The following is an 18,254-nucleotide window of genomic DNA, read 5'->3' on the forward strand; positions in this document are numbered from 1 at the left end:
ATATGTTATGAAAATTTTTCTTTCTATAGTTATTTTTATGGAAATTAATTCTCCTTTAGTCATGAGAGATCTTGCAAAACAGCTTAACCGGCGTATCCCGGCGCAAGCGCTTATTCAATGGCCTTGCCGGGATTCCAGCTCGCACAACTCCAGGTAGGAACGGATATAACCGTCCGCTTCCCGCTGAATGGTTTCCTTTTCATATTCCGAATACGGATCGTAAACCCCGCAGGTACAAAATCCACCTGCTTTCGCTCCCAGGATTCCCAGGGAGATATCCTCAAACACCATGCAGTCGCCCGGCTTCAGGCCAACCCGCTGTGCCGCAAGCAGGTAGACATCCGGAAAGCCCTTTCCGCGCGCAACCTCGCTTAAGTCGGCAAAGGCGTCAAACAATTCCAGCACACCGTTATTTTGGAGCGCCGGGCGGTATAGCTCCTCTGCCTGCGCGGTTGCAACCGCCAGCTTTACGCCCTTGCTTTTCAAATGGCGAAGGTACGTTTCGGCGTACGGCTTCAGCCGGATTTCCGACCGGTAGGCTTCCTTCGAAAGCTCTATCCACTCCGCAATCACTTCTTCCGCTGTTTCGGGCAGCGAAAAACGGGAAATGGTATAATCCGCCGCGTCGCCGTAGCTCATAGGTGTAACCTTCTCTATATAATCCTCCGGAAGCACAATTCCTCTTTTTGAAAGGAACCGCTCGTCAATCTTCGCCCAGATTCCCATGGAATCCAACAGGGTTCCGTCAAGATCAAAAATCGCACCTTTAAAATTTTTCATTCGCTTTTCCCCTTAAATATTTCCAATAGCTCGCGGGCGGCATTGCGGATATCGGGCCGGGCGATAATTGCAGAAACGACCGCAAGCCCGTCGACGCCGATGTTGCGGAAAGCGGGGGCGGTTTCCCGGTTAATCCCTCCGATGACGACGATGGGCAGGCTTACCGCTCTCCGGATTTTCAAAAGCTCGTCCATGGAAACGATCGCCGCATCCGTTTTCGTGCCCGTAGCGTACATGGCGCCAACGCCGAGGTAATCCGCGCCGTCCTTTTCCGCCTGAACCGCTTCTTCCAAAGTGGAGGCGGAAACCCCGATAATCTTATCCTCCCCCAGGATCCGCCGCAGGATCTTGCAGGGCAGGTCGCTCTGCCCCACGTGCACACCGTCGGCGCCGACAGCAAGCGCGATGTCCGGACGGTCGTTGATAATCAGGGGGGTATTGTACCGGTCGGTCACTGCTTTTACCGAACAGGCGGTTTCGCAAAAGGCGCGTGAGGAGCAATCCTTTTCCCGAAGCTGAATCAGCGTGCAGCCGCCGAGAATTGCCTGCTCCACCGCCTCCTCCACGGTGGGGGTGGACATCAGCCCCCGGTCGGTGCAAAGGTACAGCGAATAATCGATTTTACGCTTCATCCAGCTTCAACCTCGCTTCCATTACGGCGAAATCCAACTGGCTAAGCTCGTCGAGAATCGCAATATGAAAACTGCCTGTGCCAACTTGTCCCGCTTTCTTATAGGCGATTTCCCCCGCGATTCCCATGGAGGCAACGCCAGCAGCAGCCGCAACGAACGCATCCCTGTTTGCGCCCGCGTAAGCACCAACCAGCGCGGTCGTCATGCAGCCCGTTCCGGTTACTTTGCTGAGCATCGGGTGACCGTTATGAATTTTCACAACCCGTTTACCGTCGGAAATCACATCCACCGCACCGGTAATTGCAACGGTACAACCAAGCTTTTCAGCGACCAAGCCTGCTACGGAAACCGCGTCACGGCGTCCGTCCGCGGCGGAAGCGTCTACGCCCTTGGTGGTCGCGTCCAGCCCAGCAACAAAGGAAACTTCCGAAATATTGCCGCGCAGGACTGCGATTTTTACCAGTTCAAGAATCTCCTTCACGGTGTCGTTACGCAGTCTGGAAGCACCCGCGCCGACCGGGTCGAACACGACCGGGACGCCGCATTCGTTGGCCCTTTTCCCTGCCGCGATCATGGAATCGATCGTGTGCCGGTTCAGCGTGCCGATGTTCAGTACGAGGGCGGAGGAAATCGCGGTAATATCGCCAGATTCCGCCGGGTCATCCGCCATGATCGGCGACGCGCCGATGGCAAGCAGGGCGTTCGCACAGTCGTTTACGGTAACGTAGTTCGTAATGTTATGTACCAGCGGAGCGGCTTCCCGCAAGCGGGCAATTGCCTGTGAAATTTCTTTTGTAATCGTGTTCATTTTTTCAATCTCCTTTCTTTTTCGGAGTAGAATTCGACCTTTTTGCCCTCCAGAATCCAATTGGTCGTGCGTACGGCGCACATCTTGCCACACATGGAGCAGGTGTGCCGGTCGGCCGGAGGGGTGCTTTCGAAGTACTGCTTCGCTTTTTCGCCGTCAATCGCAATTTGGAACATTTCTTCCCAGTCCATTTTGTGGCGGGCATGCGCCATTTGATCGTCCAAGTCGCGCGCGTAGGGAATGTCCTTTGCAATATCCGCGGCGTGCGCGGCTATTTTGCTGGCGACGATCCCCTCCTTTACATCGTCCAAATCGGGCAGGCGCAGATGCTCCGCAGGCGTAACGTAGCAGAGGAAGTCCGCCCCGCTTGCCGCTGCGATCGCGCCCCCGATGGCAGCGGTGATGTGGTCGTAGCCCGGCGCGATATCGGTTACCAGCGGGCCAAGCACATAGAACGGGGCGTTGTGGCAGATGCGCTTTTGCAGCTTCACATTTGCCGCGATTTCATCCATGGCCATGTGGCCGGGGCCTTCCACCAAAACCTGCACATCCTTTTCCCATGCGCGCCGCGTGAGGTTCCCGATTTCGATCAGCTCGCCGATCTGCCCTGCGTCGGAGCTGTCGTTCAGGCAGCCGGGGCGCAGCGCGTCGCCTAAGCTGATGGTCACGTCGTGCTCGCGCAGGATTTCGAGCACCTCGTCGTAGTATTCAAAGAACGGGTTTTCGTTTCCCGTCATTTCCATCCATGCAAACAAAAGGGAGCCGCCACGGGAAACGATGTTCATTTTTCGCCCTTCCCTATGGAACGCTTCCAGCGCGCGGCGGTTAATCCCCGCATGGATCGTCATAAAGTCAACGCCTTCTTCAGCGTGCGCTTTTACAACCCTTAAAAAGTCCTCTGCAGAAATTTCGAGCAGATCCTTGTCCAGGTAGCCGATCGCGTCGTACATGGGAACCGTTCCGATCATCGCCGGGGATTTCGCGATCAGTTCGCGGCGGAAGGTGTTGGTTTTGCCGTAATTGCTCAAATCCATGATTGCTTCCGCGCCAAAACGCAAGGCCATTTCCACCTTTTGCATTTCCACGTCGTAGTTTTTGCAGTCACCCGAAATTCCAAGGTTCACGTTGATTTTTGTTTTCAGCCCCGTACCGATCCCTTCCGCGGAAAGCGCGGTGTGGTGGATGTTCGCCGGAATCGCTACCTGGCCGCACGCGACCAGCGCACGCAGCTTTTCCGGCTCAACACCTTCCTTTTTCGCTACGGTTTCCATCTCTTTTGTAACAATGCCCTTCTTGGCCGCTTCCATCTGTGTTTTATAATTCGGCATGGCAGAGTCCTCCTTCCTGATAAAGGGTATAAAAATGATTGGTCGGGCCGTTCCCTTTTCCAATGGGCAGGGCATGCCGGATAGCGGTTGTCACATACTCCTTTGCCGCTTTTACGGCTTCAACCGTCCCCATCCCGTTTGCTAGATTCGCCGCGATAGCGGACGACAGCGTGCAGCCCGTTCCGTGGGTATTTTTTGTTGGAATCCGTCGCGTAATAAACGTATGAAAGTCCCCGCCGTCGTACAGAATATCCACCGCGTCGCCCGAAAGATGCCCGCCTTTGATAAGCACGTTCCATGGACCCATTTCCGACAGGAGCACCGCGGCCCGCTTCATTTCTTCTTCGGTTTCGATTTTCCTGCCCGTCAGGGCTTCGGCTTCCGGAATATTGGGCGTAATGAGGAACGCCCGGGGAAGCATTTCCTTCTTTAACGTTTCCAGCGCTTCCGGCTGCATCAGCGCGCACCCGCCCTTTGCCACCATCACCGGGTCAAGCACCACGCCGCGCGGGCGGTACTGCAATAACTTGCCCGCCACCGTTTTCATCTGCTCTTTGTTCGACAGCATTCCGATTTTCACGCCGTCGACCGGTATGTCCTCGAAAACGGCGTCGATCTGGTCGGCAATGATCCCCGGCGCAACGTCTTCAACGGAGATCACCCGGCAGGTATTTTCCGCGACAACGGAAATAATGACGCTCATCCCATACACGCCGTGCGCGGCGAAGGTTTTTAAGTCCGCCTGGATACCCGCTCCGCCGCTGCAGTCCGAGCCTGCAATGGTCAATACATTTTTGATAGCAATTCCTCCTTCAAATAAAGCAGCACACGGAAAGGCGGAGTCGGCGCCCCCACTTGTACGGTTCACCCCGAAAATCAAAAGCGGGTTTGCAGGGAGATGTTCCGCCCCGAAGGGCCAAAGGCTAGACGGAATACCCACCGCAAAGACGGTTGTTTGTAAGCGGGACAACCGTATTTATCTTTCAAGGAAATAAAAAATGCCCGCCGTCATGGCGAGCATTCATCCATCTCAATTTCTCAATTCAAGCTCCCTACGACAGTATTAACTGACAGGTTCAAAGGGTCAGGTTCTACCTTCTCAACTCCGAAGAGTCCCCCCGTGTTCTTATTCAATTTTATTGATATCATATCCCTTTTCTGCGGTTCTGTCAATTCACTCCCGTCAATTTTTCTTTCGAATACCGGAAAAGGCGGCGCACCGTTTCGATACGCCGCCTTTCAAAGCATATTGATCAGCCTTTCACGCTGCCAAGGGTAACCCCGCCGACAATAAAGCGGGCCATGCACAGATAAACCAGAATGATTGGGATAATTGCAATTGTAATGAGCATGTATACCTGCCCCATATCGAATTTCAGGAAATCGGCGCTGCGAAGCTGTGCAATGAGAATCGGAAGCGTCTTTTTATTCTTGCTGTCAAGCAGCAGGGCGGGCAGGAAGTAATTGTTCCACGCAAAGACAAAAGTAAAAATCGCCTGAACTGCAATCGCCGGCTTCATCATCGGCAGAACCACGGTGTTAAACGTCCTGAATTCACTGGAACCGTCGATGCGCGCCGCTTCCACAATCTCCAGCGGGAGCGCGCTGATCAGGTACTGCTTCATAAAAAAGACAACGGTTGGCGAAGCGGCGGCGGGCACAATCAGCGGGATGAAAGAATCCTTCAGCCCCATGGCCGCCATCTGGCGGATGAAACCAAGCGAATAAACCTGCGTCGGCACCATCATGATCAGCATGATGAAGGAAAACGCCAATTTTTTCCCGTGAAATTCATACGCGTGCAGCCCAAACGCCGTCATTGCGGAAAAATAGGTTGCAAACAAAGCATTTAGGAAAGAAATCAGAAGGCTGTTCCGGATGCCATAAAGCACCGGCAAATTCTCGTTATGAAGCACATTGTGCAGATTGATAAAAAAGGAATTCCCCGGAAACACGCTGAACCCTTTCTGAATGTCCGGATGGGCGCGCGTAGCATTGATAAGCAGAATAAAAAACGGGATAAGGCAAAGCAATGTAAGAAAAATCAAAACAAAATAAACCTGTATGCGTTTCCCGTTTCCCCGCCGGCGCGCATAAGTCTTTTCTGCGGTATTCGTCATATTAAGCCTGCCCCCTTTCCATGCGTCCGGTCAGGCTTCGATAAACCAAGGCGCTGAGCGCAGCGCAAAGGAAGAAGAGGATAACGGAAACAGCGCCGCCCAAACCGTAATTTTTGCTGAACAAATGCTTATTCAGGTACATGACGAGCGTCATGCTGGAACGGCTCGGATTCCCGTTGCCGTTCGTCAGAATCTGCGGTACGTCGAACATCTGAAGGCCGCCTATCATCGAGGTAATGAACACATAGGTAAGAATCGGCTTAATCAGCGGCAGCGTAATTTTAAAGAAGATTTGACTGGAGGTTGCGCCGTCAATTTCAGCCGCCTCAAAAAGTCCCGGATCCACCCCAAGCATCGCCGCCATCAGCAGAATGGTCGTATTTCCGAACCACATCAAAAAGTTCATCAGGGCTATAAGTCCCCGCGTGCTACCAATATTTGCAAGAAAGCGGTACGGATTTTCCATCCCCATGCTCATTAAAATGCTGTTCACCGGGCCGGAATCGGAAAACATAGCGTAAAACAGCATGGAAAAGGCTGTCGCCATAATCAGATTCGGAAGGTAAATAACGGTTTTGAAAAATCCCTGCCCCTTTATCCGCAGGCTCGCATTCGTGAACCACGCCGCAAGCAGAAGTGAAAAAACAACCTGCGGAATAAAGCACATCAGCCAGAGAATGACGGTATTTCCCATATATTTCGGCATATCGCCGTTGAGAAAGATTGTTTTGTAGTTTTCAAGCCCCACAAATTTAGGGCCGATATGTAAAAGCCCTACCATGTAATTTTCAAAGAAGCTGTTGTAAAACGTGGAAAGAAGTGGTACAAGGGAAAAAACAGCAAATACAAGGAAAAACGGCGCGATAAAAAAGTATCCCCATTTCGCGTAGCTTACCGACTTTCTTTTTTTCACACCGTGCGAAAGTCCGGGCATTTCGATCACCTCAGAGTACATACTCATTCAAACAGCAGGGCGGACGAACCGCCCCGCCGCATTCCGACACACTCGAATATGGATTTTACGAAGGCCTTTTCAAATTCGGATACTTTTCAATTGCCGCCGTATAGAAATTTTCGAGCGCTTTTTCCTTTGATGTATTTCCGTCAAAATAATCCTTGAAGGCCTTCTGGAATTCTTCGTTCAGACCCTGGTCATATTTCGAGATATTGTCCATTTTAATCTTCGGAGCCGTCTTTGCGAACAGCTTAATGTGGTTCTGGCCGCCGAGGAATGCGGATTTGTAATTGCTGTTCGCAAGCTCGTTCATTGCGGCCTGGTTGTTTGTGTAATCTTCCGTATCCTGCGTAATTTTCTTCATGGTCTCTTTGTCACAGGTCAACGTTTTCATCACGTCGCGCACCAGGTCTATATTGTCGGTGCCCTTCGCCGCGCAGATCCATGAGCCGCCCCAATAGTAGTTTTGCGGGCCTTCGCAGACCGCGTAATCGCCGTAAGCCCCGTTGCCGACTTCCTCTTTGCCGCCGTCGGCAACCGATTTCGCAAGCGAATTTCCAAGCAGGGTAAAGTTAATGCCCCATGTGGAATAGAAGAAGCCGAACACCTTTCCGTTCGGGCCCTGGTCGGCGGCCCAGCCGTCGTCCCATAGGGAGGTTTTGTTGTTGTATCCCAATGACGTGTATTCCTTCGTCTGGTCAACCCACTTCATCAGGTTTTTGTCAACGACAATCGTGTCGTTTTTGTCTACCCACGGCGCCGATACATTATTCGAGAAGGCGCGGTAAGCGTCATCGTATCCGGAAAGCATTTTGTAGCCCTTCTGGTGCATCTTTACGGCAACGGAATTAAACTTATCCCAGTTGGAGATGGCCTCCTGCACTTTTTCGGGGTCGTCCGTGCCCAAGACGTTTTTGGCGATGGAACGGCGGTAGGCGAACAACCCCGGCGTTGCCTGCCAGCTAACGCCTTTCTGCCTGCCCTTGCTGTCCGTTACGATTTGCTTGGTATATTCATACTGTTCTTTCAAATCCTCGTCGGTCAGTCCGACGTCCTTCTTTACGTCCAGCGTATAATCCGAGTCAACATATTTCAAAGCATAGTCTGCTTCCACAAGGAAAATATCAATCTTCTTTTCCGCAGATTCCTGATTAAGCAGATCCTGGTCGAGCTTGTTCTGATACGCGTTGTTTTCGTTCGGGGTGATCACCCAGTCCACAGTAATGTCCTTCGGAAGCTTCGACGCGTAATAATCCTTGAAACGGCTTTGGAACTCTTCGTTCCAGCAGTAAATGCGCAGAACCTTGTCGGATGAACCGGAAGCCGCTTCCGTCCCGCTAGCGGGCGAAGCGGGCTGAGACGAGGAAACCGTTTTCCCACCGCCGCAGCCGGTGAAGGTTCCCACAGCCAGCGCGGCTGCCACCGTAAACGCCAGTACCCTTTTCAGTTTTATGCTTCTTTTCATGACTTGATACTCCTCCTTTAAATGAAAGATAGTCGGGTGCAACAGGGCGACGGCCTACAGTTGCCTTACCGACCGCCCTTCCAGGAGTTTTCCGGGAATAATGATGCGTTCCGGCAAGGTCGTCCTTGGCCGTTCAATTTGATTGACAAGCTGCTCCGCGGCCGCCCGGCCGAGGGCAGAGGTGTCCTGTTTTAGTGTGGTGAGCCGGGGGGAAAGAATCTGGGAAAGCCAAATTCCGTCATAGCCCACCACGGAGATATCGTCGGGAATGGATAGCCCCGCTTCCAGAATCACGTTCATTCCGCCGATATAGGAAAAGTCATCCGGGAACATAATGCACGTGGGCCTGCGGGCCAGCGCCAGCAGCTCCACCGTACAGCGTGCGGTTGCCGCCGCGTCGTGGTACCTTGCTTCCTTCACGTAACTGTCCGGCACCTCGATTCCCAGCTCGCTGCAGGTTTTGTAAAAGCTGGTCAGCCGGTTTTCGGTAACCGCCGTATTTTCTCCATGGATGAAAGCAATGCGCCGGTGCCCCTTTTTGTAAAGATAAGTGACCAGATCGCGCACGCCGCGGATATTATCGGATATGATCGCTGTGCGGTTATTAAAGATATGGTCGATGGTTACGATGGGAAGCTTGGAGTTTACCAGCTCGATGACCTGCGGATCGTTAAAATCCACGGAAGCCACAACAACGCCGTCCATCCGGCGGTAAAGGCAGTGCTCCAGATAACTGGTCGCTTTCCCGCCGATATTGCGGTTGATAAACGTGATATCATAACCGCGCTTTTCAGATTCCACCTTGAAGCTCTCCAGCACGGTTGAAAAATATTCGTGTGTCAGCCCGCGCTGTGTTTCGTCCACAAACAGCACGCCGATATTGTAGGAACGGTTTGTCTTCAGGGAACGCGCCGCCGAGTTGGGCGTATAGCCCATTTCAGCCGCTGCTTTCCGCACCCGCTCCCGGGTGGATTCACCGATATCGCGGTGGCCGTTCAATGCCTTGCTGACAGTAGCGACCGATACGCCACAGCGTTCAGCTACTTCTTTAATGGATACCATGCTTGTTCCTTCTCCCCAATTATGTATATATTATTGTTTTCAGAGCATTTATTTTATTTATTATACCATAGCGGCAGTTTGTTTAGGGGAGAACGGGATAAAAACCCTTCACTTAATCGTTTTCGTGATTTTGAGTATAATGCACATCTGGTCATTTTGCAAGTATTTTTTCTTATTTATTGATATAGTATATGAATTTTGTATAGAATTCTAAAAATATTATTTCATTTTATTAATTATAAGCAAGGAATCATTTGGTTTTCGTGATTATTTTCGTAGCACATGGGAATCTTTACAATGTGATAAATTGTCATTTGGACATTTTGCTGTATTTTTATGTATTCTTTTGACATTTCTATAATTTTGTTTGAAAAGTCCCCAATTTTACACTTGATTTTTCCCCCTGTTTCCAGTATTGTTAAACAAGGATTATTGCTCTCCCATTACTTAATCGTTTTCGAAGAGTAATTCGCCCCCGGGCAAAAGGAGAGCCAATATGCAATATGGGTATTTTAACGACGATTTACGCGAATACGTTATCACCACGCCCCGCACGCCGCTGCCGTGGATAAACTATCTTGGCAACAGGGATTTCTTTTCCTTGATTTCGAATACCGCCGGCGGTTACAGTTTTTATAAGGACGCGAAGCTTCGGCGGCTGACCCGTTACCGCTACAACGCCTGTCCGCCTGACCAGAACGGCCGCTATTATTATATAAAAGACGGTTCCTGCGTATGGAACCCCGGCTGGCAGCCGACGCAAACCGAACTGGACCGGTACACATGCCGCCACGGCCTGGGGTATACGGTCATCAGCGGCGAGAAAAACGGGGTAAGTGCGGAACTCACCTGCTTTGTGCCGCTGAACGACCCGTGCGAGGTAAACCGGCTGGTACTGGAAAACCGGTCTGCGGAAATTAAGGATCTGGACATTTTCAGCCTTGTAGAATTCTGCCTGTGGAACGCCGTGGACGACGCGACGAATTTCCAGCGCAATTACAACACCGGCGAGGTGGAAGTGGACGGAAGCGCCATCTACCATATAACGGAATACCGGGAACGGCGCAACCACTACGCGGTTTTTGCCGTTAATACGGCGATTGAAGGATTCGACACCAGCCGCGACGCTTTCTGCGGGCCGTACCGTGGTTTTTCCTCACCAGAAACTGTTTGCAACGGCTGCTCCAAAAACAGCATCGCCCACGGATGGGCGCCTGTCGGGAGCCACCATATCCGGCTGCATTTACAACCCGGCGAAAAACGCAGCCTGCTGTTTGTGCTGGCCTATATTGAGAACCCGTTGGAGGAAAAATGGGAAGCCCCGGGCGTCATTGCGAAAATACGCGCAAAAGAGCTGCTTGCCCGCTACCGCGAAGACCAGCAGGCGGAATTCGCCTTTGCCGAGCTGCACAATTACTGGAGCGGGCTTCTGAACCGCTTTTCCGTTTGCACAGGGGATGAAAAGCTCGACCGCATGGTCAACGTCTGGAACCAGTACCAATGCATGGTCACCTTCAACCTGAGCCGGAGCGCCAGCTATTTTGAAAGCGGCACGGGACGCGGCATGGGTTTCCGGGATTCCTGCCAGGATCTTCTGGGATTCGTGCATTTGGTTCCCAGCCGGGCGCGGCAACGGATTTTGGATATTGCGGCAACGCAGTTTGAGGACGGCAGCGCCTATCACCAGTACCAGCCTTTGACGAAAAAGGGCAATTCCGACATAGGAAGCGGCTTTAACGACGACCCGCTGTGGCTGATCGCCTGCGTTTCGGCCTATCTGCGCGAAACGGGGGACTTTTCGATTCTCCAGGAAAACGTTCCGTTCCAGAACGACGAAAAGAAAGTCCGCCCCCTTCTGGAACACCTTCGGAGAAGCTTTGATTTTACGGTCAGCCGAAAAGGCCCCCACGGGCTTCCGCTGATTGGGCGGGCGGACTGGAACGACTGCCTGAACCTGAACTGCTTTTCCACCGAACCGGGCGAAAGCTTCCAAACCTGTTCGAATATGGAGAGCAGGAAAGCGGAAAGCGTCTTTATCGCCGGAATGTTTGTGAAATACGGCGGAGAATACGCCGACCTCTGCGACTGGCTGGGCGATACGGCGGAGGCCGCGCGCGCACGGGCGGAAATCGAGAAGGTCCGCACCGCCACGGAAACATCCGGCTGGGACGGCGAATGGTTTCTGCGCGCATACGACGCGTTCGGGAAGCCGGTCGGCAGCCGAACCTGCGAGGAGGGGCAGATTTACATCGAACCGCAGGGAATGTGCGTAATGGCGGGGATCGGCGTTGAAAACGGCCTAGCCGATAAGGCGCTCAACAGCGTGATGGAACGGCTGGAAACGCCGTACGGCGTCATGCTGCTGCAACCCGCTTACACCTGCTATCATGCGGAGCTTGGGGAAATCACCAGCTATCCGCCGGGTTACAAGGAAAACGCCAGCATTTTTTGCCACAACAATCCGTGGATCTCCTGCGCGGAAGCTGTTCTGGGGCACGGAGAGCGCGCCTTCCATATCTATCGGCTTACCTGTCCCGCCTATGTGGAAGCATTCAGCGAAATCCACCGTACAGAGCCATATGTATACAGTCAAACCGTCGCGGGCAGCGACGCAAAGACCTTCGGAGAAGCGAAAAACAGCTGGCTGACCGGCTCAGCGGCATGGAACTTTGTGAACATCAGCCAGTACATACTTGGTATCCGGCCCGGTCTGGAAGGGTTGGAAATCGACCCCTGCATCCCCCGCTGGATGAAAGGGTTTACTGTTCATCGCGTATACCGGGGTGCAAATTACTATATTACGGTAGATAATACGGCGGGCGTGGAAAAAGGAGTGGCGGCAATGAAGGTGAACGGAAGACCCGTAGCCGGAAACCGGGTTCTACTGGAAAACGCCCGTTCCGAATATAACGTTGAAGTAATAATGGGGTGAACGCATGTCTTTTCCAAACGAATTTATCTGGGGCACAGCTTCCGCCGCCTATCAGATTGAAGGCGGTGTTTCGGAGGGCGAGCGCGGCCCGTCGGTCTGGGATACCTTCAGCCATATACCGGGGAAAATTTTTGAAAATCAAAACGGCGACATCGCATGTGACGCATACCACCGGTACAAAGAGGATATTCGCCTTATGGCGGAGCTCGGTATCCATAACTACCGGTTCAGCATAAGCTGGGCGCGGGTCATACCCGACGGTTTTCATGTCAACCCGAAAGGGCTGGAATATTACGACCGGCTGGTGGATTGCTGCCTGAACTACGGCATAACGCCATGGGTCACGCTTTACCACTGGGATTTGCCGCAGGAGGTGGAAAACCAGGGAGGCTGGACAAACCGCAAAACCGCAAAAGCCTTCTGCTGGTACGCGGAAACGGTTGTCCGGCACTTTTACGAGCGTGTGCGCCATTGGTACACCCTGAATGAACCGCAGTGCTTCATCGATTTGGGGTATCGCACCGGAACCCATGCCCCGGGGCGGCGGGAAAACAGGGGGCAGGTTTTTCGCGCCATGCATAATGCGCTTCTCGCCCACGGGCTTGCGGCAAAGGCCATGCGAAGCATCGACCCCGGCCTTATGATCGGGGTTGCCACTACGGGCCGCCTGTGCTACCCGGCCAGTCTGAAGCCGTCCGACCGGGAAGCGGCCAAGGCGGCAACCTTCTTCCTTGCCGACGAGAACTGGTGCTTCACCCATCACTGGTTCCTTGATCCGCTCTTTTTCGGGCATTATCCGGAATGCGGGGGTACCTTTCTGGAACCGCTGGCCAAATCCGTTCCGGAAGCGGATTGGGCAGACATACAGGAAAAGCCAGACTTTATCGGGATGAATATTTACCACGGTATGGAGGCAGAAGCCACACCCGAAGGCGCGCCGTCCATCAAACAAAAGTATACGGGATACCCGTGTACCGCAACAAAATGGCCGGTGACGCCGCAGGTCATGTACTGGGGTACAAAATGGATTCATGAGCGGTACGGCGCGCCCATCATCATTTCGGAAAACGGGCAAAGCGGAAACGACCGGATTTATTTGGACGGAAAGGTACACGATCCCGACCGGATTGACTTCCTAAAACGATACCTTCGGGAGCTGGAAAGGGCGATCCGGGATGGCGTGGACATCCGCGGCTATTTTCATTGGAGCTTCACGGACAATTTCGAATGGGCCCTCGGATACGGCGAGCGCTTCGGGCTGATTTACATTGACTATCCGACGCAGAAGCGCATTCCGAAGGACAGCGCCGCGTGGTATGCGGCCATGATAAAGTGCAACAATCTTCTTTTCTAAATAAATTTGAAAAAGGGACTTCCTGTTCTTTCTCCGGTCACCGGACGGATTACAGGGAGCCCCTTTTGTTATTCCGAATCTTTTTTACACTTTTCTCTCCGGACTTTATGCTTGCAGGTCCCAGATATTAAAGGGCATGGAGATAACCGCGATCAGCGCCCCGGATGCTATCATCAGCATGTATAGCGGTCCTTTTGCGGAAAGGATGACCAGATGAAGAAGACAATAAATGAGGCACTCTATGGAATTAGCGTAGGGTGCCTTGTCTTTTACGTTTTATCCGCATTTATTGAACTTTTTGGCTCCATATATTTTTCAAATAATTATGTTCGATAGCTGATTTATTCATTAGTTGCTAAAATACACTAAATATTATTGAATAATTTAGAAAATTTGTATATCAACATAATTATCTATATGGAATTTAACTAAAAACGAATAGCACAATTACAACGAATAAGACAATATGTGGAATAATTGTGTTGGGTTCAAAGAAATGTGTCATTCATTTATGCATTGTTTTTAGTTCTGGTATTATATAATGAAAATGGGGAGGCAAAGTCGAAAATGTTTAGTAAAATAAGCAGACGTGAACGAGAAATCATAAATTTGCTTCATCAACAGGATGAATATGTGACTGTTCAGTTCATTGCCAACAAAATTCATTATTCTGAAAAAACTGTGCGCAATGACTTGAAAAAAATCAGTAACTATTTAAGTCACGCCGGCTTAGGAGAGATATCCGCCAAGCCCAAAAAGGGGGTGAAGTTGACGGTCACTTTCGATCAGTGGGAAAAGCTGCAAAGCTCCGTCAGACAATTTGAATTTGTACCGTTAGCGGATGTTTTTACAGAAGAACGAAAATATCAAATTTGCCTTATGCTTTTGCAAAACCGAAGCATGAGTGTTGCAGATTTAGCGAAGCGGCTTTACCTAAGCAGAACAAGCATAGAAAGTGCTTTAGTGCAGGCTGAGAAGTGGTTTAAAAAGCATAGTCTCTCTCTTAAAAGAATTCGTGGGAAAGGACTGGTGATAGAAGGAAGCGATTTGTCAATTCGATTAGCAATGTTGGAATTATTTCAAATTTTTAAGTTAAAGCAAGACAAATCGCGCGTGAGTGTGAAATTTGGAAGTGATGCATACGTAATCAACCTGATAGCAAAATTTTTAAATGGTTTTCAGGCAGACGGAGTTATCCGCTGCGTCAAAGAAACGGAAAGGGAGTTCGGATTTAATTTTGAATATCATTCACGATATCCACTTTTCTTTCTAATATCTTTTTCACTGTATTGCTGTCGTTTAAAAAGGCAGTACTCCGCATCATTCGGAAATCCCGAAATATCCGTTTTTAACCGGCAAGTTACCAATTTTTTAATAACGCAGTTAGAAAAATGCTATCGTATGAAAATCCCAGATGGAGAAAAAAATTATCTGCTGTTATGTTTGAGTGCGGCACATATCGAAAAATTTGAAGATACTGAAAAATATGAGTTTTGCAAATCAACTGAAATACAGTTTTATAACCTTGTTCAACAATTTGTCAATCTCACAGCTAAAATAGCAAATACAGACATAAGCTCGGATGAAATACTACTGAAAGATGCATTTCTGTACCTACGCTCTGCAATCGTAAGAATGTGGTGCAAGGTTCGCGTTCCAAATCCTTTTTTGGAACAGATAAAGCGGGAATATCGTAATGTCTTTGCGGTTGTATGGTTATCCAGCACGCTGCTGGAAAGCGAATTGAAAGTGGAAATAAGTGAAAATGAAGTAGCTTCGCTTACCATTAGTGTAGTAAGCGCAATTGCACGCGCAGTATCTAAAATTAAAATATACATAATTTGTAATTATGGAATTGGCTTTTCACGGCTATTGCGTCAGCAAATTGAACGTCAGATTCCAGAAGTTGTAGTAGAGGGAATCGCGACAGTAGCGGAAGCGCAAAAAATTAAAAATAGCGGCTGCGATTTTGTCGTTGCACCGGAAGATCTCGGAGGCCGGTTTGGCGGCAAAGAAGTAATTAAAGTTGATAACTTTTTAAAGACTTATGATATTAAAAATATTCAGAAAAAGGCATTTCAAATCCGCTGTCAGAAAGGACAAGATCTGGTTGGTACAAAAGAAGTGGAGCATGCAATGATTTTTGACGGTAAATTCGTTTATTTTCTCGATAATATTTTAGATAAAACAGAACTGCTTAAAAAAATGTGTTCTCATTTGGAAAAAGGAGGATACGTTTCAGAGGGATTTATCCAGTCGGTCTTGTATCGCGAAAAATCGTCCTCAACAGAATTCGGTTGGGGAGTTGCTTTGCCACATGGTGATGTTAAATATGTCATTCAACCGATTATTTCGGTTGCGGTGTTAAAACAACCCATCAAGTGGGACAATGTGGATGAAGTTGATACCATTTTTTTGCTGGCATTAGACTCGAATAGCGCGGCGAACAATTTACAGGTAAAGAACTTCTATACCATACTTTCGACTATGACTGACAGTTCAGATGTTTTAGAAAAAGGAAAAGAAATGTTGGACGAACAGAAATTCGCCGATTATATGAATGCGTTAACAAAATAAAGTTTTATGCTGATGGAGGCAATCGTTTTGATCAAAGATTTACTTAAAATGGAAACAATTTTTTTAGATATTGAAGTACCGGGTCAAAAAAAGAAAAGCGCACTTAAATTGTTAAGCGAAAAGTGTGCGGATTATAGCGGTATCGAGGAACGAACATTGTTTAAAGCCTTTGAACAGCGCGAAAAGATAGATTCAACCGGTTTTGGCGGAGGAATCGCGATTCCTCATGCTAAATTGGATAAGCTTGAAAAACCGTTTATAGCTATCATGCGTTTCAAAGAGCCTATCGATTGGAAATCCATTGACGGTCAACCGGTAAAATTAGTGATTGCTTTGGTCATGCCGAAAAACGATAAAAACAATACCCACCTAAAAGTGATTTCTTCTTTGTCACGCAAGCTTGCCAATGAGGAATTTATTCAAGAAATAACTGCCAAAGAAAATCGCGGCGAGCTTTATAAATTTATAATTGAAAAAATGGAGGAGAATGCAAAATGAAAGTTATAGGTGTTACAAAGTGTCCTGTTGGTATCGCACATACATACTTGGCAGCAGAAAAGCTGGAAAACGCCGCAAAAGAATTCAAGTACGACGTTAAAGTTGAAACACAGGGCGCACAAGGCACAGAAAATCTTTTGACAGAGGAAGATATTGCAGCCGCTGATTATGTCATTATTGCGGCTGATGTAGCAATCGACGGTAAAGAAAGGTTCGTCGGCAAAAAAGTAGTGGAACTTTCGATTAAAGAGGTTATCAAAGATCCAAAGGCTTTTTTGAGTAGTTTGGAACAAAGAGCGGTCGTTTACTCCTTGTCAGATGTTGAAGGTGAAAACAAACCGAGCAAGGCAGCAGAAAAAGAAAATACGCAAAACAGTTTTGGCAAAGCCATGATGAAACAACTGATGAATGGCGTTTCATACATGATTCCGTTTGTTGTACTTGGTGGTTTATTCATTGCTCTGTCAATTTCATTTGGAGGTACTCCAACAAGCAAAGGAATGGTTGTCAACAATCCGTTTTGGAGCAAAGTAAATGCCATAGGCAGCATCGGTTTTAACTTGATGATACCGATTCTTGCAGGATTTATCGCTTTTTCAATCTCTGGCAGAGCTGCTCTTGCGCCTGCTATGATTTCAGCAGTTGTGGCAAATGATAAATCTATATTGGGTACTTCGTCGGGAACGGGCTTTTTAGGAGCAATTCTAGTCGGTTATTTGGCCGGTTACCTCGTTAAGTGGATAAACACCTGGAAGATTCCGAAAAACATCAGGCCGATTATGCCTATATTTGTAATACCGCTGCTTGGTACAGGTGTTTTGTCTGCCGTATTAATTCTGTTTTTTGGCAGACCTATCGCCATGCTGATGGGCGGCCTGCAGAGTTTGCTGAGTATGCTGTCTCAGAAACCTGAAACCGCTCTTGCCCTGGGGTTGCTTCTTGGCGCAATGGCAGGTTTTGATATGGGTGGTCCAATCAACAAAGTTGCGTTCCTTTTCGGTACAGCATCTATCGTTTCCGGCACACCACAGATAATGGGAGCAGTTGCTGCTGCTATTCCAGTAGCACCACTTGCTGTTGGACTTGCAACTCTTGTGAAAAAAGACCTTTTCAATAAAGAAGAAATTGCTGCAGGTGTACCTGCACTTTTAATGGGACTTATCGGTATATCAGAAGGTGCCATTCCTTTTGCAGCTTCAGATCCGAAAAGGGTTATCCCAAGCAATGTTATAGGAAGCGCTGTTGCTGCTGCTGTCAGTTTATTGCTGGGTATAACAGACGTAGTTCCACACGGCGGCCCAATCGTTGGTATTTTAGGCGCAACGAACAATGTTCTGCTTTACTTCCTTTCTATTTTGATAGGAACAGCAGTAACAATGTGTATGATTTTGCTGTTAAAAAAACGTCAGATGAAAAAGCAGACAATAGATTAATCTTTTGAAAGGAATATATAAATGCGACAGTTTGATTATGTTATTAAAGACCCGGAAGGTTTGCACGCACGTCCGGCAGGACTGCTCGTGCAGTGTGCCAAGGAATGCACTTCGAAAATATCAATTAGCACAAGTCAAGCATCGGCAGATGCAAAAAAGCTATTTAAGGTAATGGGATTGGGTGTTGCATCGGGTGAAAAATTTACTGTGACTGTTGAAGGAAAGGACGAAGCAGTAGACAGTGACAAGATAAGAGCCTTTTTGGAAGCCAATCTGTAAGGTTAGGCGGGGCTGCATGAAGATTAACAGG

At 49.2% G+C, this 18,254-nt stretch carries 15 protein-coding genes and 1 riboswitch; of the genes, 6 read left to right on the plus strand and 9 right to left on the minus strand.

Annotated features, from left to right (window positions below):
• Positions 1 to 114: 114 nt before the first annotated feature.
• The 9 genes from CAGA_RS11270 to CAGA_RS11310 all read right to left on the minus strand — a co-directional run bounded on the left by CAGA_RS11270 (position 115) and on the right by CAGA_RS11310 (position 9,150).
• On the minus strand, positions 115 to 780 hold the full coding sequence (locus CAGA_RS11270) for an HAD family hydrolase (RefSeq protein ID WP_135660865.1): 666 nt from the start codon (positions 778 to 780) through the stop codon (positions 115 to 117).
• Entirely contained in the window at positions 777 to 1,412 is a 636-nt protein-coding gene (gene thiE / locus CAGA_RS11275; RefSeq protein ID WP_135660867.1) for a thiamine phosphate synthase, read from the minus strand. Before thiE ends, CAGA_RS11270 begins: the two co-directional genes overlap by 4 nt.
• Positions 1,402 to 2,220 carry a hydroxyethylthiazole kinase gene (gene thiM / locus CAGA_RS11280; protein WP_135660869.1) on the minus strand — a complete coding sequence of 273 codons (819 nt, stop codon included), beginning with the start codon at positions 2,218 to 2,220 and terminating at the stop codon, positions 1,402 to 1,404. The genes thiE and thiM overlap by 11 nt, the downstream gene beginning before the upstream one ends.
• Complete coding sequence (gene thiC / locus CAGA_RS11285) at positions 2,217 to 3,548, minus strand: phosphomethylpyrimidine synthase ThiC (protein ID WP_135660871.1); 1,332 nt, start codon at positions 3,546 to 3,548, stop codon at positions 2,217 to 2,219. The genes thiM and thiC overlap by 4 nt, the downstream gene beginning before the upstream one ends.
• Positions 3,535 to 4,347 (minus strand): bifunctional hydroxymethylpyrimidine kinase/phosphomethylpyrimidine kinase, encoded by an 813-nt coding sequence (gene thiD, locus CAGA_RS11290; protein ID WP_135660922.1) that lies wholly within the window; start codon positions 4,345 to 4,347, stop codon positions 3,535 to 3,537. Before thiD ends, thiC begins: the two co-directional genes overlap by 14 nt.
• 233 nt (positions 4,348 to 4,580) lie before the next feature.
• A riboswitch (TPP riboswitch) is annotated at positions 4,581 to 4,678 on the minus strand.
• 123 nt (positions 4,679 to 4,801) lie between these two features.
• Positions 4,802 to 5,668 (minus strand): carbohydrate ABC transporter permease, encoded by an 867-nt coding sequence (locus tag CAGA_RS11295; protein ID WP_135660873.1) that lies wholly within the window; start codon positions 5,666 to 5,668, stop codon positions 4,802 to 4,804.
• Between the two features lies 1 nt (position 5,669).
• Positions 5,670 to 6,602, minus strand: coding sequence for a carbohydrate ABC transporter permease (locus CAGA_RS11300; protein WP_135660875.1), 933 nt, complete (start codon positions 6,600 to 6,602; stop codon positions 5,670 to 5,672).
• A gap of 85 nt (positions 6,603 to 6,687) precedes the next feature.
• The gene (locus CAGA_RS11305; protein ID WP_135660877.1) at positions 6,688 to 8,088 is read right to left on the minus strand and encodes a type 2 periplasmic-binding domain-containing protein; all 1,401 of its coding nucleotides are present in this window, start codon (positions 8,086 to 8,088) and stop codon (positions 6,688 to 6,690) included.
• A 54-nt stretch (positions 8,089 to 8,142) separates the two neighbouring features.
• Complete coding sequence (locus CAGA_RS11310; RefSeq protein WP_135660879.1) at positions 8,143 to 9,150, minus strand: LacI family DNA-binding transcriptional regulator; 1,008 nt, start codon at positions 9,148 to 9,150, stop codon at positions 8,143 to 8,145.
• A 496-nt stretch (positions 9,151 to 9,646) separates the two neighbouring features.
• Between CAGA_RS11310 and CAGA_RS11315 the strand changes: the two genes are divergently transcribed.
• From CAGA_RS11315 to CAGA_RS11340, 6 genes are all read left to right on the plus strand, one after another.
• Positions 9,647 to 12,082 (plus strand): GH36-type glycosyl hydrolase domain-containing protein, encoded by a 2,436-nt coding sequence (locus CAGA_RS11315; protein ID WP_135660881.1) that lies wholly within the window; start codon positions 9,647 to 9,649, stop codon positions 12,080 to 12,082.
• Between the two features lie 4 nt (positions 12,083 to 12,086).
• Positions 12,087 to 13,436, plus strand: coding sequence for a GH1 family beta-glucosidase (locus CAGA_RS11320; RefSeq protein ID WP_135660883.1), 1,350 nt, complete (start codon positions 12,087 to 12,089; stop codon positions 13,434 to 13,436).
• A gap of 567 nt (positions 13,437 to 14,003) precedes the next feature.
• A complete protein-coding gene (locus CAGA_RS11325) occupies positions 14,004 to 16,013 on the plus strand; it encodes a BglG family transcription antiterminator (protein ID WP_135660885.1) in 2,010 nt (669 codons plus the stop codon).
• A 27-nt stretch (positions 16,014 to 16,040) separates the two neighbouring features.
• Positions 16,041 to 16,511 carry a PTS sugar transporter subunit IIA gene (locus CAGA_RS11330; protein WP_167875228.1) on the plus strand — a complete coding sequence of 157 codons (471 nt, stop codon included), beginning with the start codon at positions 16,041 to 16,043 and terminating at the stop codon, positions 16,509 to 16,511.
• Positions 16,508 to 17,944 carry a PTS fructose transporter subunit IIC gene (locus CAGA_RS11335; RefSeq protein ID WP_135660889.1) on the plus strand — a complete coding sequence of 479 codons (1,437 nt, stop codon included), beginning with the start codon at positions 16,508 to 16,510 and terminating at the stop codon, positions 17,942 to 17,944. Before CAGA_RS11330 ends, CAGA_RS11335 begins: the two co-directional genes overlap by 4 nt.
• Before the next feature lie 21 nt (positions 17,945 to 17,965).
• Positions 17,966 to 18,223, plus strand: coding sequence for an HPr family phosphocarrier protein (locus CAGA_RS11340; RefSeq protein ID WP_135660891.1), 258 nt, complete (start codon positions 17,966 to 17,968; stop codon positions 18,221 to 18,223).
• Positions 18,224 to 18,254: the final 31 nt, after the last annotated feature.

The organism is Caproiciproducens galactitolivorans, assembly GCF_004768785.1.
Classification (GTDB): Bacteria; Bacillota; Clostridia; order Oscillospirales; family Acutalibacteraceae; genus Caproiciproducens; species Caproiciproducens galactitolivorans.

What these genes read in the sequence shown, in the direction of transcription:
- CAGA_RS11270 (WP_135660865.1), bottom strand. Translation starts at nt 780, where the DNA reads ATGAAAAATTTTAAAGGTGCGATTTTTGATCTTGACGGAACCCTGTTG.
- thiE (WP_135660867.1), bottom strand. Translation starts at nt 1,412, where the DNA reads ATGAAGCGTAAAATCGATTATTCGCTGTACCTTTGCACCGACCGGGGG.
- thiM (WP_135660869.1), bottom strand. Translation starts at nt 2,220, where the DNA reads ATGAACACGATTACAAAAGAAATTTCACAGGCAATTGCCCGCTTGCGG.
- thiC (WP_135660871.1), bottom strand. Translation starts at nt 3,548, where the DNA reads ATGCCGAATTATAAAACACAGATGGAAGCGGCCAAGAAGGGCATTGTT.
- CAGA_RS11295 (WP_135660873.1), bottom strand. Translation starts at nt 5,668, where the DNA reads ATGACGAATACCGCAGAAAAGACTTATGCGCGCCGGCGGGGAAACGGG.
- CAGA_RS11300 (WP_135660875.1), bottom strand. Translation starts at nt 6,602, where the DNA reads ATGCCCGGACTTTCGCACGGTGTGAAAAAAAGAAAGTCGGTAAGCTAC.
- CAGA_RS11305 (WP_135660877.1), bottom strand. Translation starts at nt 8,088, where the DNA reads ATGAAAAGAAGCATAAAACTGAAAAGGGTACTGGCGTTTACGGTGGCA.
- CAGA_RS11310 (WP_135660879.1), bottom strand. Translation starts at nt 9,150, where the DNA reads ATGGTATCCATTAAAGAAGTAGCTGAACGCTGTGGCGTATCGGTCGCT.
- CAGA_RS11315 (WP_135660881.1), top strand. Translation starts at nt 9,647, where the DNA reads ATGCAATATGGGTATTTTAACGACGATTTACGCGAATACGTTATCACC.
- CAGA_RS11320 (WP_135660883.1), top strand. Translation starts at nt 12,087, where the DNA reads ATGTCTTTTCCAAACGAATTTATCTGGGGCACAGCTTCCGCCGCCTAT.
- CAGA_RS11325 (WP_135660885.1), top strand. Translation starts at nt 14,004, where the DNA reads ATGTTTAGTAAAATAAGCAGACGTGAACGAGAAATCATAAATTTGCTT.
- CAGA_RS11335 (WP_135660889.1), top strand. Translation starts at nt 16,508, where the DNA reads ATGAAAGTTATAGGTGTTACAAAGTGTCCTGTTGGTATCGCACATACA.
- CAGA_RS11340 (WP_135660891.1), top strand. Translation starts at nt 17,966, where the DNA reads ATGCGACAGTTTGATTATGTTATTAAAGACCCGGAAGGTTTGCACGCA.